Genomic DNA, 26,106 nt, shown 5'->3' with positions numbered 1-26,106 from the left:
TGAAATGGGTCGCGCGTTCAAGCGGCCTTGGGTTGTGGCCAGCCCCATCTCAATTCATCTTAGATGTTGCGACTGCAGTCGGGAAATCGTGCTGCCGCTAACCTTGAACGAGCTGGCCACTGCGCTTTTCGCCTCCCCGGCTGCCAGCCGTGCCAGCGCTTCGACACGTTGCTGCATGGACAGTTTCGGCTTGCGGCCAAATTTGACCCCCATCGCCATAGCGCGGGCGCGGCCGTTCGCCGTGTTCTCCAGAATCCTGCGCCGCTGCCACTTGGCCGCCCATCCCACCAGGAACAAGACCAGGTCGGACATTTCCGAGGTGGTATCAATGAACGGCTCGTCGAGGAGCCGGAGACCGGCGCCAGCCGCCGTGACGGTCCGCAGGATACTGAGCAGGTCGAAGGGATCGCGGGCGACCCGGTCGCTGACCACCGCGTAAACTACATCCCCCGGTTTTAGCCTCCTCAATAGGCACTTGAGCTGAGGCCGGTTCGCATCCTTGCCACTTCGTTTTTCAAAGAAGATCCGCTGGCAGCCGGCCGTCCTCAGGCGTTCGACCTGCACCGTCAAGTCCTGACCTTCAGTCGAGACCCGCGCATATCCGTACTTCATTCACATGCGCCTCCCTGTTGCTTCAAAAATCACGACTTTTGCAAGAGTCGCGAGATTTAGTTTTTGCCCTTTTTTGGGCTTATCTGATAGCTACTTTGCTCAAAGCATGAGCACAAAAGGCCATGCGCGCCTCCCTCGAGGGTGTGCGCAAAAGTCGTGATTTCTGGCTAAAGGTCGCCCCGGAGCAACCTCCAGAAACAGGTGACACGTGAAGACCAGACTGGCATTACCGATGCTGGCGGGCGTCCTACTGTCGGCGTGCAACGCCGTCGCCGCCCAACCTCAGCCGAAAGAGCAGATCATTGGCCGCTGGGAAAGCCCGGAATGGCACCTCAATGGGCAAGCGCTCTATGCCCAATTCACCGCCGATGGGAAATTGAAGTATCTCGACGGATGGGGTCATGCGGACTGGGGCGATTGGATGGTCCTGGAAAGCGGCCAGTTGCAGATAACGAGCTCCGGCCAGACCCGTCGCTGTGAGGTTAAGTTCGACTCGTCCAACAACGCCAGCTTTACGCCAGCCAGCTGCTTTTACGGGTGGCAAAAGGTGGGCGACAACATCTTCCTGACCAAGCAATGACCCGCGACGAAGCCAGGACTGCGATCATCCGGCAGGTCCGGGGCCTCCCCTCTCCGCCGTCAAACGAGACGTTTGACCCGATGATGGCGGCGCTGGAGGAATCGGGAAGCGACGAGGACTACGTCTCGAACGTCAGGACCATCCTCGCCGCTCTGCAGTTTGTCGAATGGGTCCAGACCGGCATTCATCCGAAGACGAACGCGGTCCAATAGCAAGTTGGGCTCCCGTCTGCCCCTCAGCCAAGGGGCCGGCCTCCTATTCGAAACAGCCACTTCCACACTCAAACGCCCGCCAGCCCATTACCGGAGCCATCAATGCCGATTCTGCTCATCCCCGCCGGCCTGATCCTTGGCCTTCTCGTAGGTTACGCAACCCGGCCGTCCCATATCGGCTTTCAGATTCCGCTCGAGGTTCTGTTCAGCGCCAATCCCATGGATGCGCCCTTCCGCAGCGAGCTGACGTCCCATCTGACGGCCTACGGCGCAATCGGCCTTGTCGGGGGCGTCGTGCTCTTCGGCATCCTCCGCGCGCTCCTGCCGTCCCGCAAAGCCTAGCCTCCCGCTGGCATGCAAATCTTCGTTCATCCTTCCGGAGAAATCTCATGAGTACTAGGAAAGCAGCCTTATTGGCCACGTGCATTGCCGCGAACGCGGTAACGGCGCACGCAGGTCCCCAAGACAACCCGCAGAACCGTCGGATCGTCCGGGAAGCCGTCGCGGGTCTCCTTTCGCCCCTGGACGTCACGGTTGACATGGTCGAACAGATCGACCTTTGCCACTACCGCATCAACCGGCCCAACCTCTCGTTCCAGCGGCTTTATGACTTCACCAAGGCGAAAAACGTCTTCGCGTTCTCCGGCCTGACCGACAGCTTTCCTGACGGCAAGGGCGACATCATGATCTCGGGCACGGACGCGAAGTTCACCTGCATTGTCGGCGGAGATGGAGGCGATAACCCCCACGATTGTGAGGACAACTTCGTGGTCAAGGATGCCACCTTGAACCAGTTCATGAAGGCCCACTCGGCGGCGGAGCCGATTTTTGCCGCATGCAGTCCTGACGCCACGTACAAGGCCTGCGCCGTGTACCGCGGCTGGAAGTGCGACAACTGAACCGCAGCGCTGTGGAGCTTCTCATAATGACAAAGATTCTTTCGAGAGTGAGTCCGCTCGCCATCATGGCGATTGCTGCCGGTATCACCGCCGCCAGCGCCAAACCGCCGAAATTAGGTGAAGCGGCGGCCACCTTGGCGATCACTGAATATGCCGAAAAGAACTGCCCAGGGCTCGCCGTCGACCATGCCAAACTCACCGCTTATTTTCAGGCCGGTGGCTTCACCACCGACCAGCTCAAGCAGGAAGGCAAGTACCAGCACGTCAGAGACATCGACCTCCCGGGCGACGTAGCCAACAGAGGTTCCGCAGCTGTCTGCTATGACATTCAGGCTTCATGGTACGTGCCGAGCGATGCGCTGCGCCACAAGATCGTCTTCAGACCATAATCATCGTCCCGGGGGAAACGTCATGAAAACGAAGTTGCTCGCAGGTGCCCTTGTCGGCGTCCTGCTCTCTGCCTGCTCGGGCTCCAGCAATCCCTTTGATGGACAGTCGCCGGAGGAGGTCGCGATGTTCATTTTCAGCGGCTTCCAGAAAGGGACTGTTCGAAAAGACAAAGAGCTCGAGCTGAAGGTTCTGGCCAGCCAGGACAAACCGCTCGTCCTCACCATCAACGGATCTGCCCAAGGGCAGAGCCGCCATGTTGCAACCTTCAGCGTCACCGATCAGGGCAACTGCTCGTTTCTATACAGCGTGGTCGACAAAGGGGACCAGAGTACATTTGGGACGTGGCAAGTGCGCATCGACCTTTCGGCCCTCACGGATGCCAAGCTCGTCTACGGCGGCAACGCCGACTCGATCGCGTTGGGGGGCGCCAAAATTCAATGTCTAACCAGCGGCCGAAACGAATGCGAATGGATGCAGAAGAACTTCGCCAAAGGCACCCTGGTGCGGTTCGGACCGATCGACGTCGATGAAAAGCAAGATGGATACAAGGAACAGAAGGAAAAGGCCCTCAGTGAGGCTGTCCAGTACCTGAAGACTAGGATTTGTAGGATTTGACGACCCCGTCCGGCTGGCCGCTGTGGGACGATCACTGCAATGCTCTGCCTGGCAAAACGAGGAGCCCACATGACCTTGTTACGCGCGCTGGTGCGAGCTCTCGGAGCATCCATTCTGGTGTCAGTCTCCGCGCAAGCCCAGGACGAACGGCCTCAGCCCGCACCCGTCCAGAAATTCAAGCTTGGCCGGGACGACGGGTGTTTCCGGTACGTCGGCGACGCCGTCGAGTTCGTTGGCCACTTCAAAGCCGGCAGCTATATCGGCGTGTCCATGATCACCGTCGGCCGCGACAGCCTGCCGACACCGGCCGCCGACGAGGGCCGGTCACCCGCTGTTCTAGAAACGGAACCACCGCCCTTCAACCCCTGAGGATTACGATGGATTCCATGATGACTCTCAAGCTGGGAGCGTGCCTGCTCGGCCTTTCAGTCGCTTCCCCCGGTGCGGCCTATGCCCAGGAAACCAATCTCGACTACGGCAAACTGACCGGCTATCTCACCACCAAATACAACGCCCAGTGCAAGGATGTTTCGTCGGCTACGAGGAAGGCACTTCGCTGCATACTTGCCGGAAATGCATATCACGTTCCATACGTTGAAGTTGGAACTTCCGCCGATGACAAGTCCGTGAGTTACAGCCTCACCGTGCGGGTCGGCGACCGGTCCGATATCGCCACGTTCGACCGCTTCTATCAGGACACAATTGCGGCGATCGATGTAGCCGGAACTCCTATGAAGACGGTTGCACCGACCATCTACGATGCGCTCAAACTTTGCTACGCGAACAGCGAGCTTGGCAAAAACGACCGCGTCAATTGCCGATACCTCCCTCCAGGCATGGGCTTTTGGGTTTCCGCCGATAACTATTACGAGTTCATTCTGAGCACTTACAAAACAAAATAGCACCGTCATCCGAGTGCGCCAGGAGCGGGAGTTGAATGGTTTTGACCCGCGATGAAGCTAGGGCAGCTCTTCTCCGCCAGATAGACGGCTTGCCGGATAAGCAAGCCGCTCTTGCTCACAGGCTGGTTCCGATCTTTGACGAGATTCAAGATGACGCGTCCTACGTGAACGATGTGAACACGCTCCTGGCCGCCCTCCAGTTCGTAGAATACATGGCGACTGGTGTCCGCCCTAGGACAGAGGCGGTGCATTAGGGTAGTGCCGCTCACATCTGCGTGCGCGGCATGTTTTGCTTTTGAGGCGCTTCTATCGAAATTTGAAGTGAGAGGACGGCATGGATTTCAGGCATATATTGGCGTTCACCGTGGCGGCGGGCGCCTTCCTGCCGGGGCAATCCAGCGCCCAGGAGGAGCCGACACAACCAGGCCCCAGCCAGAGATTCAAGCTCGGCCAAAGTGACGGGTGCTTTCGCTACATTGGCGACGCGGTCGAATTCGTCGGCCGCTTTAAAGCCGGGAGCTATGTCGGCGTGTCGATGATCACCATCGGCCAGGACGGCTTGCCGACACCGGCCGCCGATGAGGACCGGACACCGGCAACGGATCTGCCGGCGTGGACGAGCGCGTCGCCGCATTTCTGGTTTGGCCCGACCCCCAGCAGCCGCGACTACTCCATTACGTTCTCACCCCGCGCCGCATGGGGCAGTGCCGCGATCGTCACGATCTGTGGGCGTCAGTCCCCGCCAGCCAAGTAGCTCGACACGTTTCTGGACATCCGGGGTGGGAGGAGCGCGAGGAGGGGAGCCTAGGGCTCCTCGCTGGCGCGTGGGCGGCTCGATACCGCCGAGGCGCCCCAAGCCAGAGACGCCGGAGCCTATGCGGCTTCCGGCACGGTCTCGGCTTCTTCTTCTCCCCCCTCGTCCTCCGGAGCCTCCATGCGCACGCCACAGTCGCCGCAGACCAGCGGCGCGGCGGGCTTGGCCCAGGCGTTGAGGCCGCAATGCGGGCAGGTGTAGCGGGTTTTACTGGCGTTCTTGGCCTTGCGCTTCGCCCGCCCTGCCCCTTCGGCCCATAGTTCGACATAGAACGCGTCGTAGCCGCTCGCCTCGAGCACACCGAAGGCGTTGCGATACGCTCCGCCCTCGGCAATGTAGTGGCTGACCCTCTGGCCGGTCTGCTTGCCGCCGGGCTGGCCGGAGTCGGAGGGAACGAGGCCGATTTCCTTCATTTTCGCGGCCCATTCCGCATTGTGGTAGCCGCCGCGCGAGACCTTGCCGAAATGGTGCTGCCACAGATGCACCATTTCGTGGACGAGGGTGGAGAGGCTCTGCTCCGTGGAGCGCTCGTGGAAATGGGACGGGTTGAGGGCGATTTCGTCGGTGACGACTGCACCGTCCTTGGAGCCGAAACGCCCCCCGGCGAAGTAGCCGTAGGCCTTGGCCTTACGCTGCATGGTGATGAAGGCAGGGCGGCAGGGTGCCGCCGAACAGGCGCTCGTTGAAGAATCCGTAGGCCCGGTTCAGGCCCTCGTAGGTCGTGGTGGTGGGATTGACGTTGGACATGGTGTCCTCGCTGTTGTTTCGTACGATACAATTCGCAGGCCAAAGAACAAGCCCGGTGCCGATGGCACCGGGCCTGCCGTTCACTCGGCGGCTACAGGCAGCGCCGCGATAGCCTCGGCGGGCTGTTCGCGCCCACGCAACGGCACCGGCAGCCAGCCTTTGCCGGCCAGTTCCTTCTCGGCAAGAGCTACTGCCTCGTCCTTAGGTGACCGCTCGGCCGCCTTGGCGGTGGTTTCGGTGCATCCGGCTTCGCGCAGGACATCAGCGATGTCGGCCTTTGATAAACGGGCCAGAAACGGCGCTCCGGGCTCCCACCACCGCTGCATGTCCAGTTCCACGGCCTCGGCAATCCCTTCCGCCTGGGCAAGCCTGCTGCGGCTCGCGTTATAGCGGCCCGCCACGGCGTTCAGGTTCGCAGCGGCGACCACAGCCAACAGGTCGAGAAGACGCGTCAACTCCTGCTTCAACAGCCACGGCCACAGGTCTGCCGGTTCACCGGGGATATGGTGGCTCCAGCCCTCGATGATGTCGTTCCAGCCTGACAGGGCACGGCAGGCATCCGGCTCCTTGATGCTGGTGGACAGGGTGAGGCATTCGCCCCGGACTTCCACGGCGGCATCCATACCCGAACGATGCGCGTAGGCATGGAAGGTGCGGCTCAGCAGGGGCATAAGCATAGCCGCCAATGCCACCTCCGGTCGCGCGACCAGTTCCACGCGCATTGCCGCCGTACGGATAGCGGTCAGTTCCTCCACCAGACTTGCCGAAAGGCCGCTCGCCTTTTCGTCGGCCTCCCCGCCGTCACCGTCCTCATCGTCCGCCTTTTCAGGCTCTCCCTCAGGCCTCTGCAAGGCAGCAAGCGCCTTCTGGTCTTCGGGCTTCACCAGCCCTTGAACGACCTCCAACGTTCCATCGTAGCCGATACCGACAAGACAGCCCGCCACGGCCATTTCCTGCGGCTCAAACGTCTGACTGGCCGACTGGATGGCATCGATGCGCGCAGACACCTCCTGCTGCCGCTGTTCGTCCGCCTCAAGCTGCGGGTCGCCTTCGTCGTACCCGTCGATACGCTCAGCCAATGCGTCGAACTCCGCGTCCAGCGCGTCAAGTTCAGCCTGTTCGGCCTCTTCAAGCGCCCGGTTGCGCATATGGATACGCCCGAAGCCGCCGCCGTAGCTGATATTGCTTTCCAGCGAGACCTCGGCCCATTTCCAGCCGCGCTGCCGCAGTTCCTCGGCGACGACTTCCAACCGCCCGCTGGCCAGCGTCACCAGCAAGGGGCGGTCGGTGAGGTAGGTGGTGGCATCCTCCGCGAACAGGTCGCGCAGCACCCCGCCCCCGGCCTGCTCGTAGGCCTCCAACCCGACATAGCGCACCAGCCGGTCGGTCGCCCGCACATGCGCCTGCGTCAGGAACGCCCGCAGGCTGCGCGGGTCACGGTTCCAGTTGGACTGCTCGAACCAAGCCTTCTCCTGTGCCTCGTGGTCGTCGCTGATGGCGAGCGCCCGCGCCTGCTCAAGGCTGATTTCATTGTCGCGCATGACGTCGAGGATGCGCGGCGAGAGACTCGCCAGCTTAAGCCGCTGGCGCACGGTCACTACCGACTGCCCGAACCGGGCGGCGATGTTCTCGACCTCCGCACCCTGCTCGACCATATCCCGATAGGCGCTGATTTCATCGACCGGGTGCATGCCGACGCGGTGCACGTTTTCGGCAAGGGAAAGCTCGGTGTCGCTGCCATCGGCTTTCAGCACCACCCGCACGGGATAGTCCTTGGTGACGGCCACACCCTCAACGTTGCGCCCGTCCTTCATCAAAAGGTTCAGGGCGTCGAGGCGACGGCCACCAGCCACCACTTCGTATTTGTTGCCCTTGTCAGCCTTGCGGACGACGAGGTTCTGGATGAGGCCGTGGTGTTCAATGCTGGCGGCCAACGCAGCACGGTCGCCCTTGTCGGTGATGCGCCGCACGTTGGATTTGCTCGGCACCAGCTTGCCGAGTGGGATGGTCGTTTCTGTCGTGGTCATAGTCTTGCTCCTTGGTTGCTTTCAGGGATTGACCTGAAGGGTTCAGGCCTCCCTGAACCCCTGCCTCGCGGCGAGCAGCGGGGAGCGAGGGGGCAAGCGTTGGCGGCGGAGGGGTATCCCCGGTCTGCACGCAGCGAAGCGCAGGAAGATGGGGGAGACCGCCGTCGGGGCTTGCGGGGAGAGAGGGCCGCGCGCCTCTCTCCCGACAAAAGAAACAAGGGCGTACAAGGCGGAAGCACCGAAATGCCCGTAAGGGGGAACAAGTCAGTTCGGTGCTGGAGAAAGTTCGTGGCCCTGAGACCGGTTCAACAGGGCGGCCGTAGGAGCATCAGCATAGCGCCGCCGTCAGGCGGGATGCGGGACCGACCGCCCCCGGCGAAGGGCACCGTATGATTGCCGAGCTGAGAACCTTGCCGGCGTGTGGAATCTCGGTGATTGACTAGAAAAAAGCTCTTTATAGCCGATCGTCATCATCCAGTTCGCCCGGTCGAGATGGCTGCGGGCGGCTCTGCGAGCGCGTTCCGGTTCAAGTTCAGGGTCGATGCCGAGGATTTGTTCCGCCATTTCCTCGTAAGTGGTATTATCCGCACCGGCGTCCAGAAACTGCATATAGGTTGTGAAATGCTCCCTGTCGTATGCGGTGAGATTATCCGACCACGGGACTTCGGTCGGAACGGCTTTGTCCGACGACTGGCGTGATTTGAATACCATTGACATCTCGCTTTCAATCAACAGCCCACCCTTACACGCCAGAGTAGCGTCAATCGGGACGCTTTCAACCCCTTTGGCTTTGCTTGGGAATTCGGATCGACTGGACTCGATCGATATCCTATGAAGGGCTATTCACGCGCAAGAACGGCCAGCTTTTTATCGAGCTGGGGATCGATGTAGCCTTCCTCCAGCACTCTTAGAATCAGCTTCATAGCGGCTGCCTGCATAACCACGCGGTCGTCCTCGGGAAGTATGTCAAGGACAGTTGAAATTGTGGCCGGATCTTCGGAAACGAGCGACGGAACCAGCTCGTCATCAGGGGTGATTCTCTCTGTGCCGATGATGTCGGCCATGATCGGCAAATAGAATTTTCGGACATGGTCCTTGTGATAAGTATCCGCCCTCTCAATCTTCTCCAGCGTTTCCTCGTCACCGGCATAGGCCTCACGTATGGTCAAGATGACGGTTTCTCGTATCTGGTCAGCCTGCACGGCTATATGTTTCGCCGGGCCACCGACGCTCACGGCAAATCGGATGAGTTCTTCGAGGCTTTGCCGGGCTTTATGCAAGTCGCCGACTGTCATTGGCGAGGGCAGCTCTCCAATTTCCTTTGCGACACCGGACAACGAGTTCTGGGCGAGCAGGAACTTGTCGTGGTCGGTCTGCCTGGCTTCAGAAAGCTCTTCTGTCGAAACGACTCGCCTGGACGGCCCAAAATATGGATTGTTCCATCTTTTGATCAGATAGGCTTCGTGCGCGCCGGGGTCGTCCGACCATTCCAGTTCGTCCTTTTCAGCTAAATGGGTCCCACGGGGCTCACCTCTAGCTCCATAGATCGCATATTTGACGGCCTCTAAGCCGACGGCCTCCCGCTCGGCAGGTGTCTTGGCCTTGCCCCACTGTGCGCCGAGCCGCTGAATCTCTTGTTCGTCCTGAAATTCCCGTAGCGCTTCTCCGCCCGCCCGTCCCGCCCGGAACGCCGCGATAAAGTCTCGCCAGAGCTTTCTAATTCCCACTGGGTGTCCCCCGGCCTTTGCGTTGAATCGTCCAATCGGCATGGGCGGGCACAGTAGCAGATTACACCTCAGGGTTGGACACCGCTGACGCGTGCCACGACCTAATTGCATACTGCCCTGCGGCTCCAGACGGCTTAGGAGCTACCCTTGCTGGCGGATATCCCGCATAGGCGCGAACCGCGCGCCCTGGTAGTTTCGCGACTCAACGCCGACCCGACGGACGGCGTTGAGCGACGCCGGAAGCGTCTACACCCGGATACGACCGAGGCGTCGAGCCTCGCTGGCATAGACCGACAGGGGCTTGTCCGCCTCGAAATACAGGTCTCGCTCAATCGGCAGGCCCAGTTGCCCGCGCAGCGCAGACAGCTCGGAGAGGCTTACGTTGCCGATTTCCGGACAGCCAAGCCCGAGGTCGCAGAGTCCGAACGCGATATCCGGGTCATCCGGGTCGATTTCGGTCAGGAGCCAGGTCGCGCCGGCGTCCGGGGTGAATAGCTTGACGACGGGGACGAAGTCGATTTCGTGTGCGGTCCCGCGGAGGGGCTGCTGCTGGCGGCCATTCGCCAGCAGCTTTTCCCGCAGACTCTGGGGCAGGATCTGCATGGCCGCCTCCTACTCGTCGGACTTCGGTGCGCGGAGGACAACGCGGCCGTCGATGGGCAAGGCCTCGAGGAGGAGCGTGCCGCCCTCGCCGTCGTCATGGGCGAAGAAGGAGCCGATGCGGGTCCAGAAGCCCTTCTGGCCTTCCTTGCCGTCGCGCACGGTATAGGCGTGGTAGAGCGGCGATTTCGGCTCGGGTTTCGTTTCGGTGTTACGTCTGTTGGTCATGGTCTTTTCCTTTGGTTGCTGGTTTCTGTCCCGGGGGACGGTTCCAAAGGAGACGGCGCGCAGAGCCGGCTTGTCCTCAACACGGGAGCGCAGCGAATGGAGCGGGCAGGAACGGGACAAGACGGCTGGGCCGGATAGAAGGGAACGTCATCAGCTCCGGGCAATCCAGCAACAGGAAAGGCCAAGCCACATCACGATATGCGACGACCCCGACCGGGCTTCGGCCGATTACGCCGACTGGCGACCGTCGGACTAGGAAATAAGCCTTCCCGATGGATCGCCTAGCGTGGTCAACCATGAACTCTGCGACGTGAGCCCGCTTCCCTTGAGTCCTGCAATGCCGTCGACGCGAAACCCGCCGGCCCGGCACGGTCGCGATCGATTGGGATCTGACCATGACGGAGAAGCACTCTGCAGGGGGGTGCATGCGCATCCATAGTTGTCGGTTTCGCATCTCCGCCGGTGACGGGCGGACCAAGGATAGTGCCCTCGCCCGCTACCTCTTGAGATTGTCAGATTCTAAGAGCCCACCTTGTCGCTCGAGGGTGAGAGAGCAGATGGCTTGGCCCGCCCAGGCGTTTGTGAGAGCGAACATGGATCCAGTCAGGTGTGATGTTTTACAGCCCTGGCAATGTCATCCTTGCGGATCTTGTCCAGTCGATGAACGGAGCCGAGATCAAGCCGACTTCTGGAAAGCCCCAGCCAGATTCTGGCCTTTTTGAAGCTTCTTCGCAGCGACCCGGCGCGTTACGCGCGGCATATGAAGGCGAGCCAAGTTCACAAAGCTCTCAGCGGCCGAGATCAATGTCCCCAAATCGCAGTTTAATCGATTGAGATTCACGAATGACCCTTCTCCTTCCCGGTCAGAGGAACTGCTGTGCGAGTAACGCACCTCGAAAACGCAATTGTAATACCGAAGTCTGTTCCTCGTGTTCTGACAGATAACAGTAATGTTATCATGCCTTTTGCGCGTTTTTATCATCAGTCCTCTGTCGCAGAGTTGTCATCTTTGGGTCTATTTCCAAAAACCCATTGACAAGGGTTGCAACGATGGTTCAGAGCTTGCCCCGCCGGCCCTGGGAGCTTTGGAGCACCGCTAGGTTAGATTGCTCTTTGAGAGGTCCAGAGTGGTTCTGTGTCCACCAAGCAAGGGCGACTAGTCTGCCAGAAGAAGGAAATGGAGCATGGACCACCTCAGGATATTGTCCTCGGTCAATGGTCTAATGAAGGATGTCTTCGACGAAGAAGACTTGGTCGCAACCAACGAAACAACAGCAGATGACGTCGCAGATTGGGATAGTACCAACCATATCCGCCTCATCATGGCAATCGAAGAAGCGTTCGAAATAAGATTCACGCCCGAGGAGATTACAGCGCCTGAGAATGTTGGAGAGTTGGTCGCGCTGATATCTTCCAAATTGGCTGCGAGGTCTGATCTGTCGGGCGCTGGAGGAATGCACAGTGCGAGATCTTAATTGGCTCCCTGAGGCGCCGGCAGATTATTCAGCGCGATGCCGCGCCCTCGCCGGCATAGAAAAAGAGGTGGGCCTACATTTGCAAAGCCTGTCCTGCTTCCGCCTCAACGGAATCGAGGCCTTAGGCTTCCGCCGTGCGATGGCCAAGGCGCAGGCGGCCGGAAAAGATTTGGGCCCCCTCTCAACTTTCAAGCTGGCGATAGTCTCAAACGCGACAATGGACTTCGTGGTCGACCATCTGGCGGCGGCGGCCGCGAGACATGGCGTCGCCCTTGAGGTCATCGAAACTGATTTCGACGTGGTGATGCAAGAGGCACTCGCCGCGACGTCGAAAGTCAACGCCAGCAATCCGGACGCCGTATTCCTGGCGGTGGACCACCGCTGGCTTGGGCTTGGCTTGGCGGTGGATCCATCTGGCGCAGAGGTTGAAGGGGCTGTGACCCGACTGCTCCAGGCGGCGCGCCACTTCAAGACCAACAGCGGGGGAACCCCGGTCCTGTCCCTGCTCGCGACGCCCGGTGAGGCGCTGTTCGGCAGCTTCGAGCGAAGCCTGACGGGATCTCTCGCGTCGAAGATTGCCCTGGTCAACCAGGCCATCCTCGCCTTTGCGAGGGACGAAGGCGCCTACGTACTGGATGTAGCCGCCATAGCGAACTCGGTCGGGGTGGCCGAGTGGTTCGATCCCGTTACGTGGAACGCGCAAAAACAACCTTTCGCGCCGGCTTTCAGCGCTCTTTACACCGACCGCCTGGGCCGGTTACTCGGCGCCATTCGGGGTAAGGCCCGCAAATGCCTGGTGCTGGATCTCGATAACACACTTTGGGGCGGGGCGATTGGTGACGAGGGGCTCGAGGGGATTGTGCTCGGTCAGGGTTCGGCCGCCGGCGAAGCCTTTCTGAGCGTTCAGCGCACCGCAAAGGCTCTAAAAGAGCGCGGCGTTATCCTGGCGGTCAGCTCGAAAAACGACGACGAGGTTGCCCGTTCGGCGTTCCGGAAGCACACGGAGATGATCCTAAAAGAGAACGACATCGCCGTTTTTCAGGCCAACTGGACTGACAAGTCGTCGAACCTTGAGGCGATTGCCAACGCGCTCAACATCGGGATCGATTCGCTGGTGTTGCTGGACGACAATCCGGCCGAACGCGGCCACGTTCGGGCGGCCCTGCCAATGGTAGCTGTTCCGGAACTCCCCGCCGACCCCGCATATTTCGCACCCACCCTACTGGCAGCGGGATACTTTGAAGCAGTGAGCTTCAACGGCGACGACGTTCTGCGCGCGGCCTCGTATGCGCAAGATGCACAGCGCGCCGAAGTCTTTGCCAAGGCGCGCGATCTTGGCGACTACCTCACCTCTCTCGACATGGTACTGCGATGTGGGCCGATTGACGCCTCAAACCGCGCGAGGGTCACGCAGTTAATGAACAAATCCAATCAGTTCAACTTGCTTACGAGGCGGCTCACGGAGAACGAGGTCGCCTCTATGGAGGGGGACCCCTCGATCGTCACGCTTCAGGCAAAGCTTAGCGACCGCTTCGGTGACCTAGGGCTGATCGGCGTGGTGACCAGCTCGATCGACGGCGCCAGTGCCACGGTTACCGACTGGCTCATGAGTTGCCGCGTCCTGGGCCGCAAGGTTGAGGAGGCCATCTACGGCGTTCTTTTGAATAGCTTGGCGAAGCGGGGCGTCCGCACGCTGAACGCCAGCTATCTGCCGACCAAGAAGAACGGGATGGTGAGCGAGCATTTCGATCGGCTGGGAATGACACGGGTGAAGGAGCACGCCGACGGCGCCGTCTATTACGAAGTCTCCATCAGGGACGATACATTGCAATCCTTGCCCATGAAGATCGAAAGCGCGCTTTGAGGCCCATGAAGCTTGCTCCATTATCTCGTGCTTTCTGTGAGCGACCGTTCGTGAAGGTCGCCGCAGCTGCCGTAACGGTTGTGCTGTCCCTGGCCTGCTTCATGCCAGGTCCGAGAGCGGCAGACGATTGCACCTCGCCTACCCAGGCGTGCCCGTTCGTTCAATCGCTGTTGAGCCAGCGGGAAGGCTATGGGCGTCTAGCAGAAGGCGGGCTGAACGGGGCGTTCGTGACCGTGACATCAGCCTCGGACTCCGGCCCCGGCTCGCTCCGAGAGGCGCTGTCGGGCCACGGCAGGCGATGGATCCGCTTTGCGAGCGATATGACCATCGAATTGAAATCGCAACTTAAGGTTCCTTCCGACACCACCGTCGACGGGCGCGGCCATATAATCACGCTCCACGACTACGGGTCGAGCATCACCGATCACACCCACAGCGTCATCCTTACACATCTGACGATTGACGGGCGATTCAAGACAATCGCTCAGGCAGTCAATATTGCGAATTTTTCAAACGACATCTGGGTGGATCATCTGGATCTTTCACGCTTCATCGATCGGCTTATCAACGTGAAGAGCGGTTCCACAGACGTGACAATCTCGTGGGTGAAGTTCCACGACCACAACAAGGTGATGCTGATCAATAATCTTCCTTCGAAGGACCTTTTTGCTTTCTACGACAGGGACAAGATCGCGCGCGTCACGCTTCATCACTCCTATTTCCTGAATACCGTCCAGCGAAACCCGAGAGTGCAAATTGGCCATTTGCACGCTTACAACAACCTGCTGGAGAATTGGGATGTCTATGGCATGAGTTTCAGCCTCGAAGCGAGCGCCCTGGTCGAAGGAAACATCTTCGTCAACAGTGCCGCGCGGTCCTGCCGGGAGCCCGGCACCTTTGCAACTAAGGAAGGACCGGAGATGAACTATTGCAAATATATCTCCAGTGCGCCTGCCAATTCCCAGCTGCCCAACGGCAAAGCGGACGAAAAGAACTACGATGCGACGACCGGGCGGTACCAATATCAACACGATCTCAAGGCGTTTATTCGCATTCGCGACAACCTCTACCTCGGCGACGCGCGTCAGGGGATTGAGGACTACAAACCGGAAAAGGTGCCTATGCCGTCCTACTGCACGTCCTTTCAGGCACCCAGCACCGGATTAGCGGCGCTTATACGCGGTGAGGCGGGAAATACACCAGAGGAGACTCGCTACGCGATCGATCGATGTCCTGCGGGCATCGGCGTGCAGTAGGTCTTTGAGGCTCGGCTAAACCAGATCCAGAGCAGCGGCAATCCAAGTCTGGATAATGCCGCCGAACGCAAGCTCCCATCCCCTTACGGGCCATTCAAGAGGTAGGCAAATGACAATCCTGGTGACTGGCGCCGCTGGGTTTATTGGATATCACGTCGCCGGCGCCCTCTTGGCGCGAGGGCAAGAGGTCGTCGGTGTAGACAACCTCAATTCCTATTATGAGGTTAGCCTCAAGGAGGCCAGGCTCAAGAAACTGACCGCACAAAAAGGCTTCATTTTCCATCGGCTTGACTTGTCCGACCGGGACAGAATGCTCGAGTTGGCAGAGACTTATCCAGACATCACCCATATTGTTCATCTTGGCGCTCAGGCTGGCGTTCGGTACTCACTGATCGACCCGTATGCATACGTCACATCTAACATCATGGGGCATGTCATTATCCTCGAACTTGCCCGTAAGCTAAAGCAGCTTGTGCACACTGTTTATGCCAGTTCGTCCTCTGTATATGGAAACAATTCCGCAGTTCCTTTTTCTGTCGATACGCCAGCCGATGAGCCGCAGTCCCTTTACGCTGCGACAAAAAGGGCCGACGAACTTATTTCATACACGTATTCGCACCTTTACGGGCTTAGACTAACGGGCTTGCGGTTCTTCACAGTTTATGGGCCTTGGGGCAGGCCAGACATGGCTCCCATGTTATTCTCGAAGGCCATTTTAGAAGGATCTCCCATTAATGTATTCAACAATGGAGAGATGTGGCGTGATTTTTCCTATATAGACGATATTGTGTCGGGTATAATTGCCGCCATGGAGCGGCCTCCGACTATTTTGCCGCCGCATAGGGTTTACAATCTTGGGAATAGCAAATCGGAGAAACTCACAGATTTCATATCTGTGCTTGAGTCCGCGCTCGAGCGGAAAGCGCAGATCCAGTTTATGCCTATGCAGCCCGGGGATGTTGAGAGAACATCCGCTGACACTCTGGACTCCCAATTGGATCTCGGTTTCTCGTCGTCCACGTCTATAGACTGCGGAATTCCGCAATTCGTCAAATGGTATCGCGAATACTATGCCGTTTAAGCGGTTGCCAACCAACGCAGCGGGCGAGCCAGTCTCGTGTACGTCTGTTTGCCCTGCACCAGCAGCCTTGAAGAGTCGACAGATGAGCGAGACCCCAAATGCCTCTGCCGATCTATCCGCTCGTGTTGAGCTTAGGATATTCTCGGGCAGCGGCGGTGTTCGAACGATCACCGACATTGGTGGAATGCGCGCCGAGCTCGACCGCCTTGCCCTATCCTGCGAAACCCCGCCGGCGGCCGTACAGCCGAAGCCGTTCGGCTACGTCTATCGCGTAAAGTCTCAGCCCGCCGACGAATGGCGGTTCACGAGGGATGCCCACCTCGATGAATCGGCGGAGCCCGGATACTATATAGTCCAACCGGTTTATGACGCCCCCGCCCCTATCGCGCTGGCAGCGCTGACGCCGATTCTTGTGGCCGGATGTTCTGGATCACGGTCAACAAGCGGACCCCGCAGCGCCTCGCTCGCGGGCACCGCATCACGACGCGGCGCCACCCCCGCTGCAAACTCTACGCCGTCAGAGGATTTTTTCACTGCTCTGTCCGACCGCCCGCGACCATTGCCGGATATCATTGAGGCCCTCACGCGACTGCAGGCCGAAAGGCGCGTTCGATGAGCAGCAGTTCGCAATGCGAGGCCGTTTCACCGCTGCACGGCTGGAGTCGGGACGCCATGCCTGACAGGCCGTCCAGAAGCCGTTTGCGAACGAAGGTGTTCGCTCTGTGCGTCGTCATGGCACCCTTGGTAGGCTGCCAAGTCGTCCCCGGGGCAGGCCCTGATGCCAGCACGATATTGGCGGCATCCGGAAAATCCGGCCCGGAACAGCGTCGGTCAAATGCGGCTGTGTTCGACGTCGTAGACATTGACGGTTACAGCTCCCGCCTGGTTGCCGACTACTCGTCTCAGATTTTCAGCAAGAGATTCGGCATAGGCGGCCCGCTGAACACCGCGGTATTCGGTGTCGGGGACCGCGTGCGCGTGATTATCTTTGAGGCCAGCGATACCGGATTGTTTTCTACTAAGGACTCCAAGCAGATGAGTCTGGACCTGGAGGTGCAGCCGGACGGGAATGTTCCTATCCCCTACGCCGGACTGATCCGCTTCGCTGGCCGCACACCCGAACAAACCCGAAAATCCATTCTTGCCGCCTTGAGCGGGAAAGCCGTGGAGCCCGATGTCATTGTCACCAGTCTCGGGACGGATTCGCGCGTGGCCACTGTCACGGGTTCGGTGAAGGCATCGGCCCAGGTCCCGCTGAACCTGAACGGCAACCGGCTGATGGATGTCATAGCGAAGGCCGGAGGACCTGTTGATCCGCCATATGAAACTTACGTGACGCTGACCCGCGGAACCAGAACCGCAACGGCGCTGATGAAGACAATCATCGAAAGCCCGACCAACAATGTTTTCATCCAGCCGAACGACCAGATCTTTGTTTCGCATGATCCGAGGACATTCACCATGCTGGGGCAGACAACCAGCAACAATCGGATTGCATTCGGCGCCAATGACCTGAACTTGCTGGAGGCGATCGCGCTTGCCGGCGGGGGCAATGACCGCAACGTAAGCGCCTCTGGCTTCTTCGTCTTCCGCTACGAAGAGGAAGGAATCGTGCGGACGCTGCTTGGCGGCAAGCGATTTGATGAGCTCGTTTCCAAGGGGCTGACGCCAAACAAAGACGGCAAGTACCCTATCGTTTACCGCCTTGACATGAACAGACCTGATAGCCTGGTCAATGGCCAGACCTTCCAGGTCAAGAACCGCGATGTCATTTACGCGTCGCGGCATCCGGCTGTCGAGCTGCAGTACTTTCTTTCGTTGGTGGCCCAACCCCTCAACATCGCACGCGGAGTGAGTTCATTCTGATCTCACTAATGGGCCGCGTTAACTCTGGCTGGCCTCCGCAACCCACATTCTATTTCGGTATAGAAGAGGTCTGAAATGAAAATTGCCATCTTCGGGTCTGGCTACGTGGGCTTGGTCACGGGAGCCTGTCTGGCCGACGTCGGTCACCACATTGTAGGTGTCGATACCGACTCCGCCAAAGTGGACCTTTTGCAACATGGCGAGATCCCCATATTTGAGCCCGGACTGGGTGAATTGATCTCCCGCAATGCGGAACAAGGCCGCCTGTCGTTCACGACGGATCCGTCAATTGCGCTCCAGGATGCAGAGCTTGTTTTCATTGCAGTCGGCACGCCGTCCGGAGAGAATGGCTCAGCTGACCTGAAGCATGTGCTGAGTGTGGCCAAAACGATCGGAGACCACCTCGCCAGCTATGCGGTTGTGGTTGACAAGTCGACTGTCCCCGTCGGAACAGCCGAAAAGGTTCGCGCCAGAATCGTGGAGCGGCTCGACAAGCGTGGCGTGTCCATCTCTTTCGATGTCTGCTCCAATCCCGAGTTTCTCAAGGAAGGCAGTGCCATCGAGGATTTTTCTCGAGGAGCACGAATCGTCGTGGGTACGGACTCGGAGCGCGTTCGAGAGGCTATGCGCGAATGCTACGCCCCCTATAATCGCAATCACGACAAGCTTATGTTCATGGGCATACGCGAAGCGGAACTGACCAAATATGCCGCCAATGCGATGCTGGCGACAAAGATCAGCTTCATGAACGAGGTCGCCAACATCGCCGAAGGCCTCGGGGTGGACATCGAGCAGGTTCGCCGAGGCATCGGTTCCGATCCTCGAATTGGCTATCACTTCATTTATCCTGGTGCCGGCTATGGAGGCTCATGCTTTCCGAAGGACGTCCGCGCGCTTGTGCATATGGCACGCAGCGTCAATCATGAGCCGCATCTTCTCGCCTCCGTCGAGACCGTGAATGCTGCACAGCAACAGACGCTATTTTCGAAGCTTTCAGCAGCGTTCAATGGCGACCTCGCCGGGCGGACAATTGCGGTGTGGGGATTATCCTTCAAGCCGAACACTGATGACATGCGCGATGCGCCTTCCTGTGTTCTCATCGAAGCCGCAGTCAACGCAGGGGCCACGGTCAGGGCATTCGATCCGGAGGCCATGCACGAGGCAGAGCGACGTCTGTCCACGGTGGGCGACATTGCTTTTTGCGCTACTGCAAAGGAAGCCGTTGTAGGCGCCGATGCACTCGTAATCTGCACTGAATGGAAACAATTCCGGGTGGTCGATTTTCACTGGTTGGCCAAGACCCTCACGTTTCCGATCGTTGTAGACGGGCGCAATCTCTACGAGCCTGCCGAGGTCATGAAGCACGGCCTGCTTTATTACGCCGTCGGACGCGGCGATTCCCTTCAATCGGGCGGTACCGCAAGAGCGGAGACCCTTCTCGCAATGCGGGATACCCTTGCGCGGGCAAGCGATGATCTGTTCTCCGGGCAGGTCCGCTCGGGCACTTGATCAACCGTGGATGTCCCGGGCTATTCCGCCCTCTCGGCAGTGCATCCGTTCGTTGCGGAACAAGGTATTTGTAGGGCCTACCCCAAAATGATGAGGATCAGTCGAAATGCAGGATTCCGGCCCGAAAAGCCGAAACGAAGGCTACGTGCCGACAAGGGCCTGCGCCAATTAACGCGGTATGGCGTACCGACGGCCGGTTGTAAACCAACCTGGCACCATCAGTCGTGGTAAGATATCCGCCCGCTTCCGACAGGATGAGATCGGCAGCGGCGACATCCCAATCGCGTGCGCCCGCCTTGACCAGTGCAGTATCGATCACACCAGCGGCTAGAAAACCAATACGCAAGGCCAGGGACGAGGAACTGCGTATCCAGACCGCTTCGGGCATATCCGACGCCGCCTCCTGCAACACTTTCTTGGGACCGGTGAAGACGCGAATGCTTTCCAAAGAGCCATCGGATACCCGCAATTGCTGGCCGTTAAGAAAGGCCCCGCCGCCGAGCACGGCATGGTACAGGTCGTCGGTCGCCGGGCGGAAAAGTACGGCAGCGACGGGTCGACCATCCTCCACCAAGGCAAGTGATATCGTCCACTCATCAGTTCCAGCCACAAAGCCCCTTGTACCGTCGATCGGATCTACGATCCAGACCCGCCGGTGGCTCAGCCGATGGGAGGAATCCGGTCGCTCTTCCGACAACCATCCAATATCCGGGCAGAAAGACGTAAGCCGTTCCTGGAGCAACGCGTCGATGGCAAGGTCCGCTGCGGTAACGGGCGACTGATCTGGTTTTCGAGACGGACTAGTGTCTCCGGCTTTGAAGAACTTCATGCCGATTTCGCCCGCTTCGTGGGCGGCAGCAACCATCAAGTTGCGCGCTTTCAACAAATCCATAAAAACTTTTCCAACTATTTGCTTTCATGTAGGTTGCCGGCTATTCAATTTAGTTATCTATGCGACATTTTAGACATTTGTGAGGATTGACCTACCCTGATACTCTGGTAATTATTGATCGGTAATTCAAACCGTAGGATTTGCAAAAGCCATGAGCCTTAGAAAAAGACTTGGCTGGAAGGGCATTGCAAGTATTTCCGAGTCAGTTTTCTCCGCTCCTGAACCGCGGAACACCAAATTCATCTATGCAGTGGTGCGCAACTACATATTCGATGAACTGAGCCGCCAGGGAGTTGTCCGTTTCGTTCAAGTGGGCACCAATGACGGCATGGGGACCGATCCGTTGCGTCGCCACGTCCTCCGGCGCGGCTGGCAGGGCCTGCTCATCGAGCCGGTCCCCCAGGCCTTCGACAGACTAAAATCCTCTTACGAGGCGCCGTCCGGCGTGGATTTCGCCAACGTGGCGATTTGGCCGGATGAAGGCGAGAAGACGATGCATGTGGTTAAGGGTTGCGACGTTCTCAGCAGTTTCTCGTTGGAAACAATATTGCGCCACGAACCGAAGTACGACGATCTGCGATCCGAGATTTTCACGATCGAGGTGCCAACCCGCCGTCTCGCCACCCTGCTCGTCGAGACCGGCCATACAGAACCGCACGTGCTGGTCGTTGATACTGAAGGGTGCGACGCGGTCGTGCTGCGCACCTATGATTTTTCAAGCCACAAACCCAACGTCGTGCAGTTCGAGCATGTGCATCTTTCGGCCGAGGTGTCGTCCGACCTACGCGATTGGCTGACCGGCCTCGGCTATGCCCTTCTCTTTGATAGGCATGACGTGCTCGCCCTCGATACGACCCGCTTTGATGCTGCCTTGATCCGGTTTTGCCAGGATCTTCTATCAACTGCACGTGCAAACTGAGGGATTGCGCCTAGGAATTTGCGCGGTGGGCGATCGCAAAGCTGCAAGAGCTGTCCCGTCTTAACGGCGCAAGACGCTCCCCCGAAATCTGAGATGGAGGGCCGCGTGGCCGTACTGAATGTAAACATCCTCGTTCGCGACTCCAAAAGACGCACACTGCTTCAGTTCCGTGATGCGTTCGCTCCTGTCTTCGCTTTGCGGTGGGGTTTGTGGGGCGGCCGACTATCGACGTCGGACGAAACCCCCGCCCATGGAGCAGCCCGCGAGATTAGGGAAGAGCTCGAGCTCGCCGCAACGCCAGAAGATTTCAGCCTCCTGGATGTCCGGACCTCCACGAAGGGCGACTCCTACCTTTTTCTATTCCGCCATACCGTCGAATGGGGTGACTTTCGGGTCCGGGAGGGGGCAGGAGCAGCATATTTCTGGCGGAGTGAAATCGTTCGGCTACCCTTGGCCAAGCCGGTCGAAGCGCATCTCGTGACCGCGCCGGAACTTTTCGGCGAAGCCCCTGCGCTGCGCCGCGCAGGGATCGCTACCAGCCCGGGGGGCCAGGCTCCCGCTCCTGCAGGAATTGCCACCTTGCCTGGCCCCCTAACAGAATTGCCTTGGCAAAAAGACAAACTGAGAGGGACCTGAGCTTTTCGCAGCCAGGACGTTCCTACCCCGCCATGTCAAAGAATGCGTTGCGCGCTTCAAAGAACTCGCGAGCTATAGAGTCTCGTGTATCCGATAAGGCTTGATGCGCCCCGCTGGCCACATAACTCTTACCTCCGATTTTACGCAGGAAGATAGTATTATTTATCGTCTTTATTTCTTCCATGAGCCCAAGCTCAACAAGCTTCCTCGTAAATTTATATACGGTATAGTGCTTGCCCAGTGGTGTAAGATCGCTGATCTTCTTTGCGCCCTTTGACTTCACGTATTTTTCGAGCCTGTCTGGCGGATACTGAATGTACTTGTCAGTACTCTTGTTTTCACAGTCGTCCAGTATAATGATGCCGCCGGGCACTATCCTGTCGTAAAACTGCTCAAAATCGCGATCCAGTGCGCCATCGGCGTCAACAAAGAAGAGGCCTATGGCTGCGTCCAAGGGAATTGTCGTTGCGATGTCCTGCTGACCCACGACGATGATATTTATATCTTCCCCCAGTCCGAATGCCGCCAGGTTCTCCTGGAGGACTCTCACGTTGGTGTTCACATCAGAGCTTTTCAATGCATTCGAAGCCGTGAAGACGTCGGCTGAGTAGATTAGATCCTGCCGCCCGGCGACTTGACGCCCGAGGGCTATCGAGATCGTGCTACCCCCTTGGGCGGGACCAATATCTACGTAAATTCCTTTCTCGACATCAAGCGCCGCTTCATAGATCGCCTTGTATACATCGGACTTCAGCATTCCGGCTGTAGTCCGTCGAATTTTTTCGAACGTCTGATCTGAGATTTCCTCGTGTGTCATAACGCCATCTCCTAGAGCGGTTTGGTTTTCCATCGTAAGTTCCTTCTCAATAAAAGTACTAACCAAGACAATTCATAAAAATCCTGTCGTTTACTTATATCAATTCAGTGCCCAGTTATGCTCTAGGGCGGATGCAACTCCAGAGCCCTCCTGCAAAACGCAGATTTTCCGGCGGACTTGCCAAACAGGTACGCAGATTGGCCAGGTAGGCTGCGCGCCACCGCTCTGCGAAGGGGAGCAGGTCCTCGTCGGGACGCGGTGACGGCAGAGGCGCGATAACGCATTCGATGCGGCCATTCTGCCAACGCGGCGCGTAGAAGATGGAAGGCACTTCGGCCCTGTGGACTGCCCGAGCTGCAAAGCTGGAATAGGTGATGTCCTGCCCCTCAAAGGGTATCGTGGGCGAACCGATTTTTCCCGATCCATCGACAGCGATGGCGACCGCATAGTGAGAATCCAGCGCCTTTAGACATGCCTTCACGACCTGTGAATCGGTCTGATCGCTTGTAGAGATGACCGAGGCGGCGTAGTGCGCGTCGGCTATGCTTGGCGTCGAGGCGACCCAGCGCGATGGAAGGCCTAGCAGTTCAAGGAGGATTGGCCCTGAGAACATGGGACCCAGGTGGGCAGTGGCCACAACAAAGCCGCGTCCTCTGTACGGCCTGAGGGCCTCCTCCGCAGGGGTGAGGTCCGCCAGCAGGCCCATCGCTTCCTCGGCTTGCTGTTCGCGGCATTCCAGCCAATCGATGATAAGGAGGTCGGCAAGTAGGCCCCACCGGGCCCTTCGCTCCCATACGGCCCGGTCGATTCCATCCTGAGCCTGGCGCAGTCGCCAAGCCCACTCAAGCCTTGCCTGGGGGATTTTAGCTGCTTCAAGCTTGTCGCTGAGTCCAGCCAGCGCCTCATCAAAGGTCGGTTCGAGGGCGGCATCGCGTTTCGCGATCATCGCCCTGAAGACTTCCGAGGCGTCAGCCTGTCGACCCGCTTGGCAAAGGGCGCCCACCGCCTGGCGGTGCGTCGTCCAGCTTTCGGACGCATCGCGCAAAAGCTGGACATATTGATCGGCGCATTCCTCGTATCGACCGGTGTAACGCAGAGCCCGGGCGTAGAGCTTGATGGTCTTTGGCGACTGCATTTCGCTGTCGATCGCCTTCTTGAGAGGGCCGATGGCATCCTGATGCCGACCAGCGCGAAGCAGGGCCTCGCCGTAGAGGGCGTTAATGCGCCCGTGTTCCGGCGCCTTCTCAACCCCGGCGCGGAGATGCTCAACTCCCCGGGATGCAATGTCTTGCGGTCTGCCGGCGGCCAACATGGCTTGGCCAAGGTGAGCCCGGATAACACCGGAGTCGTGGCCAGCCGCAATGGCGGCTTCTGCCATGGCTATCGCCTTATGCGCCATGCCAGCGGCAAGCAAAGCTTCAGTCGCAATTGCAGCCTGATGCGGAGCCGGGAAATCGGCCGGTTCGAGTGCGGTCGCTATCTCGGCGGCTTCCTGGGCAAAGCCGCCGCGCAGGAGAGCTGTCATAACGACGTAAGTCTCGCGCGATTTTGGCGCCAGGCGAGGTTTGAGATGGCAGGCAATGTCCGCGGCAGCCTCTATCTGGCGGGCCAGTGTTCTGTATTGGATGCGGCTGGCCTGCATGGCAATGTTGCCCGGTTCGGCGGCCGCAGCCATGTCTATGTGAGCAATTGCCTCATCCCAACGCTGCAACCGGGTCAGCACGCTGGCTAGAGTGCGTCGGGCGTCCACCAGGTCGGGATAAGCCATAAGGAGCTTTTCAAGGACCGCAGCCATGGCCGCCCAACGCTCGGCTTTGTGGAAGGGCTTTAGAAGATGGCGGCGTATTACCGCCTCCCCTTTTGCCTCCCGTATGAGAGCCGCATCTAAACCGATGGCACCCTCGTCTCCGCTGCGAATTACGGCTATTTGCGACATCAGCTTGTCCGGCGCAGTGAGCACGGTTCCCGCTTCAACCGCCGCTCGGAAGTGGGCCAGGCATCGCTGCCAGTCTTCGCGTGCGAAGGCCTTCCTCGCTTGTGTCTCAAGAGGCGCGCCACTGGATCCTGCGCGAACGCTTGCAGTCGGGCTTATCTGCTGCTCACGCATAGCGGAAACTGCGGTACAGCGCCTGAATAAGGTTGTAGCAGCCAGCAAGGCAGCAGCCGCCGCCTAGCGCCAGAAGCAGTACAATCAGAACATTGGGTATGCTCGGCTGCGTTTCGGACACCGGTCGTGCAATAATTGATAGGTATCTCTGCAGAGCCATGGCGTTGGTAAAGGCCTGCTGATAGGACTGCCTCGCCTGCAATAAGTTGCTGTCTGCAAATGTCTGCTGGTTGCTTAGTTCGACATAGGTTTTCATCTGGGACGCAAGTGTGTCGCCTTTGCCGCTCATACGGGAACGAAGATCATTTAGACGACTGTTGAGCGCGTCCACCTGCTGCTGTGCCGGTGCAAGCATCGGATGTTTGGGGTTTCCCTGTGCCTTGATGCCTGCCAGGTTCACTTCGGCCGCAGTAAGGTTTGTCTCCAATTCACTTACCTGGTTAAGGAGCATCCCGGCTTCGGCAGAAGGATCGATATTGCCGTGTTCCAAACGCCAGTGCGAGATCTCGGCGTTAGCTGCCTTCCCCTGCTGTTCCGCCTGCTGGACAGCCTCTCGGCTGACCTTAAGGGCGTCTTTGATACCCTCCTGGTTCATTCGGCTGACAAAGTCCTGCACGACAGCGAGCAGTCCGTTCGCTACCGCCTCGGAGTCCGGAGGCGAAAGACCGTCGACTTCCACAACATTAATCTGTTCGATCATGTTATACGAAGCATGGACCATCCTCAGATAAGCCCTGAAAGGATCGTTACTAGAGCCCTTCCTGGATCCGGTCAGGAGCTCCAGCGGCGATTTGGGCAGGTATTTCTCCAGGCCGATCTTCTGGTCCAACTGCTGCATGCAATCGCGGGAATTGAGGAAGTCCAGAACCGCCCAGCCATCTACAAAACCGGCGGCGGCGCTCGCCGCGCCGTTGCCTTGCGACAATAGGCTGCTCATCGTCGAGCCGGTGCCCATGGGAGCCGCGGCCAATTGAGCCGCCTGCACCGAGAAGCGCGCCTCCGCTTGGTACTGGGGCACTGCTAGAAAAATGAGATAGGCGCCGGCTGCGACAACCGGAATCAAAGCAAGCGCCAGCGTCATCAGGCGCCCACGAATCCGATGTCGTTGCGCCTCGGAGCGCAAGCGGCGCCGGTGATCGATCGTGGACACCCTTTCAAGCAAGGCGCCATCAGAGGAATCCATCCGCTTCAGCGGGGTCTCCGAAGTCGGCACCATCAAATCCCTCGCCGCTTGGCTGCTCGGCTCGGGATTGTCGAGGAGGGTATCGTCTAATGCAAGTTTCGAGGTCATCGTCGATCCAGAATTTACCTTGCTCATGTACCAGAGCCTT

Annotated in this window: 27 protein-coding genes and 1 pseudogene; 17 read left to right on the top strand and 11 right to left on the bottom strand. The window is 58.8% G+C overall.

Annotated elements, in window-relative coordinates; genetic code table 11:
• Positions 1-54: 54 nt before the first annotated feature.
• Positions 55-612, bottom strand: coding sequence for a recombinase family protein (locus tag ACWGTI_RS26130; RefSeq protein WP_454589792.1), 558 nt, complete (start codon positions 610-612; stop codon positions 55-57).
• 208 nt (positions 613-820) lie between these two features.
• Between ACWGTI_RS26130 and ACWGTI_RS26125 the strand changes: the two genes are divergently transcribed.
• The 9 genes from ACWGTI_RS26125 (at position 821) to ACWGTI_RS26085 (ending at position 4,964) form a co-directional block, all read left to right on the top strand.
• Complete coding sequence (locus ACWGTI_RS26125) at positions 821-1,192, top strand: hypothetical protein (RefSeq protein WP_454589791.1); 372 nt, start codon at positions 821-823, stop codon at positions 1,190-1,192.
• Entirely contained in the window at positions 1,189-1,404 is a 216-nt protein-coding gene (locus ACWGTI_RS26120; protein WP_454589790.1) for a hypothetical protein, read from the top strand. Before ACWGTI_RS26125 ends, ACWGTI_RS26120 begins: the two co-directional genes overlap by 4 nt.
• Positions 1,405-1,506: 102 nt before the next feature.
• Positions 1,507-1,746 (top strand): hypothetical protein, encoded by a 240-nt coding sequence (locus ACWGTI_RS26115; protein WP_454589789.1) that lies wholly within the window; start codon positions 1,507-1,509, stop codon positions 1,744-1,746.
• Between the two features lie 47 nt (positions 1,747-1,793).
• The gene (locus ACWGTI_RS26110) at positions 1,794-2,303 is read left to right on the top strand and encodes a hypothetical protein (RefSeq protein ID WP_454589788.1); all 510 of its coding nucleotides are present in this window, start codon (positions 1,794-1,796) and stop codon (positions 2,301-2,303) included.
• Positions 2,304-2,329: 26 nt separating this feature from the next.
• Positions 2,330-2,692, top strand: coding sequence for a hypothetical protein (locus ACWGTI_RS26105; protein WP_454589787.1), 363 nt, complete (start codon positions 2,330-2,332; stop codon positions 2,690-2,692).
• A 22-nt stretch (positions 2,693-2,714) separates the two neighbouring features.
• Positions 2,715-3,308, top strand: a complete 594-nt coding sequence (locus tag ACWGTI_RS26100; RefSeq protein ID WP_454508313.1) for a hypothetical protein — start codon at positions 2,715-2,717, stop codon at positions 3,306-3,308.
• Between the two features lie 69 nt (positions 3,309-3,377).
• Entirely contained in the window at positions 3,378-3,677 is a 300-nt protein-coding gene (locus tag ACWGTI_RS26095; protein ID WP_454589786.1) for a hypothetical protein, read from the top strand.
• Between the two features lie 17 nt (positions 3,678-3,694).
• On the top strand, positions 3,695-4,210 hold the full coding sequence (locus ACWGTI_RS26090; RefSeq protein WP_454589785.1) for a hypothetical protein: 516 nt from the start codon (positions 3,695-3,697) through the stop codon (positions 4,208-4,210).
• A 334-nt stretch (positions 4,211-4,544) separates the two neighbouring features.
• On the top strand, positions 4,545-4,964 hold the full coding sequence (locus ACWGTI_RS26085) for a hypothetical protein (RefSeq protein WP_454508524.1): 420 nt from the start codon (positions 4,545-4,547) through the stop codon (positions 4,962-4,964).
• Between the two features lie 119 nt (positions 4,965-5,083).
• Here ACWGTI_RS26085 and ACWGTI_RS26080 read toward each other — a convergent pair whose 3' ends face one another.
• From ACWGTI_RS26080 to ACWGTI_RS26055, 6 genes and pseudogenes are all read right to left on the bottom strand, one after another.
• Positions 5,084-5,662, bottom strand: coding sequence for a SprT-like domain-containing protein (locus ACWGTI_RS26080; RefSeq protein WP_454589784.1), 579 nt, complete (start codon positions 5,660-5,662; stop codon positions 5,084-5,086).
• Between the two features lie 189 nt (positions 5,663-5,851).
• Positions 5,852-7,798 (bottom strand): ParB/RepB/Spo0J family partition protein, encoded by a 1,947-nt coding sequence (locus ACWGTI_RS26075; protein ID WP_454589783.1) that lies wholly within the window; start codon positions 7,796-7,798, stop codon positions 5,852-5,854.
• Between the two features lie 438 nt (positions 7,799-8,236).
• Positions 8,237-8,509, bottom strand: a pseudogene (locus ACWGTI_RS26070) (DNA -binding domain-containing protein); the annotation flags it as partial.
• Positions 8,510-8,637: 128 nt separating this feature from the next.
• Complete coding sequence (locus ACWGTI_RS26065; protein ID WP_454589782.1) at positions 8,638-9,525, bottom strand: hypothetical protein; 888 nt, start codon at positions 9,523-9,525, stop codon at positions 8,638-8,640.
• A gap of 246 nt (positions 9,526-9,771) precedes the next feature.
• Positions 9,772-10,128: a DUF2958 domain-containing protein gene (locus ACWGTI_RS26060; RefSeq protein WP_454589781.1), complete on the bottom strand. Its 357-nt coding sequence runs from the start codon at positions 10,126-10,128 to the stop codon at positions 9,772-9,774.
• A gap of 9 nt (positions 10,129-10,137) precedes the next feature.
• Complete coding sequence (locus tag ACWGTI_RS26055) at positions 10,138-10,353, bottom strand: hypothetical protein (protein ID WP_454589780.1); 216 nt, start codon at positions 10,351-10,353, stop codon at positions 10,138-10,140.
• Positions 10,354-11,537: 1,184 nt separating this feature from the next.
• Between ACWGTI_RS26055 and ACWGTI_RS26050 the strand changes: the two genes are divergently transcribed.
• From ACWGTI_RS26050 to ACWGTI_RS26025, 6 genes are all read left to right on the top strand, one after another.
• The gene (locus ACWGTI_RS26050; RefSeq protein ID WP_454589779.1) at positions 11,538-11,828 is read left to right on the top strand and encodes an acyl carrier protein; all 291 of its coding nucleotides are present in this window, start codon (positions 11,538-11,540) and stop codon (positions 11,826-11,828) included.
• 79 nt (positions 11,829-11,907) lie between these two features.
• A complete protein-coding gene (locus ACWGTI_RS26045) occupies positions 11,908-13,692 on the top strand; it encodes an HAD-IIIC family phosphatase (RefSeq protein ID WP_454589778.1) in 1,785 nt (594 codons plus the stop codon).
• Positions 13,693-13,742: 50 nt separating this feature from the next.
• On the top strand, positions 13,743-14,948 hold the full coding sequence (locus tag ACWGTI_RS26040) for a pectate lyase family protein (protein WP_454589777.1): 1,206 nt from the start codon (positions 13,743-13,745) through the stop codon (positions 14,946-14,948).
• Positions 14,949-15,057: 109 nt separating this feature from the next.
• A complete protein-coding gene (locus ACWGTI_RS26035; protein ID WP_454589776.1) occupies positions 15,058-16,029 on the top strand; it encodes an NAD-dependent epimerase/dehydratase family protein in 972 nt (323 codons plus the stop codon).
• A gap of 672 nt (positions 16,030-16,701) precedes the next feature.
• Positions 16,702-17,895 (top strand): polysaccharide biosynthesis/export family protein, encoded by a 1,194-nt coding sequence (locus ACWGTI_RS26030; protein ID WP_454589837.1) that lies wholly within the window; start codon positions 16,702-16,704, stop codon positions 17,893-17,895.
• A 75-nt stretch (positions 17,896-17,970) separates the two neighbouring features.
• Positions 17,971-19,404, top strand: a complete 1,434-nt coding sequence (locus ACWGTI_RS26025) for a UDP-glucose dehydrogenase family protein (RefSeq protein WP_454589775.1) — start codon at positions 17,971-17,973, stop codon at positions 19,402-19,404.
• A gap of 97 nt (positions 19,405-19,501) precedes the next feature.
• Here ACWGTI_RS26025 and ACWGTI_RS26020 read toward each other — a convergent pair whose 3' ends face one another.
• Positions 19,502-20,296 carry a 3'(2'),5'-bisphosphate nucleotidase CysQ gene (locus ACWGTI_RS26020; protein WP_454589774.1) on the bottom strand — a complete coding sequence of 265 codons (795 nt, stop codon included), beginning with the start codon at positions 20,294-20,296 and terminating at the stop codon, positions 19,502-19,504.
• A 151-nt stretch (positions 20,297-20,447) separates the two neighbouring features.
• Here ACWGTI_RS26020 and ACWGTI_RS26015 point away from each other — a divergent pair, with 151 nt between their 5' ends.
• Positions 20,448-21,215 carry an FkbM family methyltransferase gene (locus ACWGTI_RS26015; protein WP_454589773.1) on the top strand — a complete coding sequence of 256 codons (768 nt, stop codon included), beginning with the start codon at positions 20,448-20,450 and terminating at the stop codon, positions 21,213-21,215.
• Positions 21,216-21,308: 93 nt separating this feature from the next.
• On the top strand, positions 21,309-21,851 hold the full coding sequence (locus tag ACWGTI_RS26010) for an NUDIX domain-containing protein (RefSeq protein ID WP_454589772.1): 543 nt from the start codon (positions 21,309-21,311) through the stop codon (positions 21,849-21,851).
• Between the two features lie 22 nt (positions 21,852-21,873).
• Here the strand turns inward: ACWGTI_RS26010 and ACWGTI_RS26005 are convergent, their stop codons facing one another.
• The 3 genes from ACWGTI_RS26005 to ACWGTI_RS25995 all read right to left on the bottom strand — a co-directional run bounded on the left by ACWGTI_RS26005 (position 21,874) and on the right by ACWGTI_RS25995 (position 26,093).
• A complete protein-coding gene (locus tag ACWGTI_RS26005) occupies positions 21,874-22,701 on the bottom strand; it encodes a class I SAM-dependent methyltransferase (protein WP_454589771.1) in 828 nt (275 codons plus the stop codon).
• A gap of 82 nt (positions 22,702-22,783) precedes the next feature.
• Complete coding sequence (locus ACWGTI_RS26000; RefSeq protein ID WP_454589770.1) at positions 22,784-24,775, bottom strand: hypothetical protein; 1,992 nt, start codon at positions 24,773-24,775, stop codon at positions 22,784-22,786.
• Positions 24,768-26,093 carry a hypothetical protein gene (locus tag ACWGTI_RS25995; protein ID WP_454589769.1) on the bottom strand — a complete coding sequence of 442 codons (1,326 nt, stop codon included), beginning with the start codon at positions 26,091-26,093 and terminating at the stop codon, positions 24,768-24,770. The genes ACWGTI_RS26000 and ACWGTI_RS25995 overlap by 8 nt, the downstream gene beginning before the upstream one ends.
• Positions 26,094-26,106: the final 13 nt, after the last annotated feature.

The sequence above is a fragment of the Mesorhizobium sp. ArgA1 genome (assembly GCF_053714375.1).
Note: the sequence above shows the minus strand (reverse complement) of the source record. Positions and strands in the feature narration are given on the sequence as shown.

Excerpts from the sequence above, each read along its gene's own strand:
- ACWGTI_RS26095 (WP_454589786.1), top strand. The coding sequence starts at position 3,378 with ATGACCTTGTTACGCGCGCTGGTGCGAGCTCTCGGAGCATCCATTCTG.
- ACWGTI_RS25995 (WP_454589769.1), bottom strand. The coding sequence starts at position 26,093 with ATGAGCAAGGTAAATTCTGGATCGACGATGACCTCGAAACTTGCATTA.
- ACWGTI_RS26075 (WP_454589783.1), bottom strand. The coding sequence starts at position 7,798 with ATGACCACGACAGAAACGACCATCCCACTCGGCAAGCTGGTGCCGAGC.
- ACWGTI_RS26110 (WP_454589788.1), top strand. The coding sequence starts at position 1,794 with ATGAGTACTAGGAAAGCAGCCTTATTGGCCACGTGCATTGCCGCGAAC.
- ACWGTI_RS26115 (WP_454589789.1), top strand. The coding sequence starts at position 1,507 with ATGCCGATTCTGCTCATCCCCGCCGGCCTGATCCTTGGCCTTCTCGTA.
- ACWGTI_RS26010 (WP_454589772.1), top strand. The coding sequence starts at position 21,309 with ATGGAGGGCCGCGTGGCCGTACTGAATGTAAACATCCTCGTTCGCGAC.
- ACWGTI_RS26055 (WP_454589780.1), bottom strand. The coding sequence starts at position 10,353 with ATGACCAACAGACGTAACACCGAAACGAAACCCGAGCCGAAATCGCCG.
- ACWGTI_RS26015 (WP_454589773.1), top strand. The coding sequence starts at position 20,448 with ATGAGCCTTAGAAAAAGACTTGGCTGGAAGGGCATTGCAAGTATTTCC.
- ACWGTI_RS26035 (WP_454589776.1), top strand. The coding sequence starts at position 15,058 with ATGACAATCCTGGTGACTGGCGCCGCTGGGTTTATTGGATATCACGTC.
- ACWGTI_RS26000 (WP_454589770.1), bottom strand. The coding sequence starts at position 24,775 with ATGCGTGAGCAGCAGATAAGCCCGACTGCAAGCGTTCGCGCAGGATCC.
- ACWGTI_RS26020 (WP_454589774.1), bottom strand. The coding sequence starts at position 20,296 with ATGGATTTGTTGAAAGCGCGCAACTTGATGGTTGCTGCCGCCCACGAA.
- ACWGTI_RS26005 (WP_454589771.1), bottom strand. The coding sequence starts at position 22,701 with ATGGAAAACCAAACCGCTCTAGGAGATGGCGTTATGACACACGAGGAA.
- ACWGTI_RS26080 (WP_454589784.1), bottom strand. The coding sequence starts at position 5,662 with ATGCAGCGTAAGGCCAAGGCCTACGGCTACTTCGCCGGGGGGCGTTTC.
- ACWGTI_RS26100 (WP_454508313.1), top strand. The coding sequence starts at position 2,715 with ATGAAAACGAAGTTGCTCGCAGGTGCCCTTGTCGGCGTCCTGCTCTCT.
- ACWGTI_RS26120 (WP_454589790.1), top strand. The coding sequence starts at position 1,189 with ATGACCCGCGACGAAGCCAGGACTGCGATCATCCGGCAGGTCCGGGGC.
- ACWGTI_RS26105 (WP_454589787.1), top strand. The coding sequence starts at position 2,330 with ATGACAAAGATTCTTTCGAGAGTGAGTCCGCTCGCCATCATGGCGATT.
- ACWGTI_RS26130 (WP_454589792.1), bottom strand. The coding sequence starts at position 612 with ATGAAGTACGGATATGCGCGGGTCTCGACTGAAGGTCAGGACTTGACG.
- ACWGTI_RS26030 (WP_454589837.1), top strand. The coding sequence starts at position 16,702 with ATGCCTGACAGGCCGTCCAGAAGCCGTTTGCGAACGAAGGTGTTCGCT.
- ACWGTI_RS26050 (WP_454589779.1), top strand. The coding sequence starts at position 11,538 with ATGGACCACCTCAGGATATTGTCCTCGGTCAATGGTCTAATGAAGGAT.
- ACWGTI_RS26060 (WP_454589781.1), bottom strand. The coding sequence starts at position 10,128 with ATGCAGATCCTGCCCCAGAGTCTGCGGGAAAAGCTGCTGGCGAATGGC.
- ACWGTI_RS26085 (WP_454508524.1), top strand. The coding sequence starts at position 4,545 with ATGGATTTCAGGCATATATTGGCGTTCACCGTGGCGGCGGGCGCCTTC.
- ACWGTI_RS26025 (WP_454589775.1), top strand. The coding sequence starts at position 17,971 with ATGAAAATTGCCATCTTCGGGTCTGGCTACGTGGGCTTGGTCACGGGA.
- ACWGTI_RS26090 (WP_454589785.1), top strand. The coding sequence starts at position 3,695 with ATGATGACTCTCAAGCTGGGAGCGTGCCTGCTCGGCCTTTCAGTCGCT.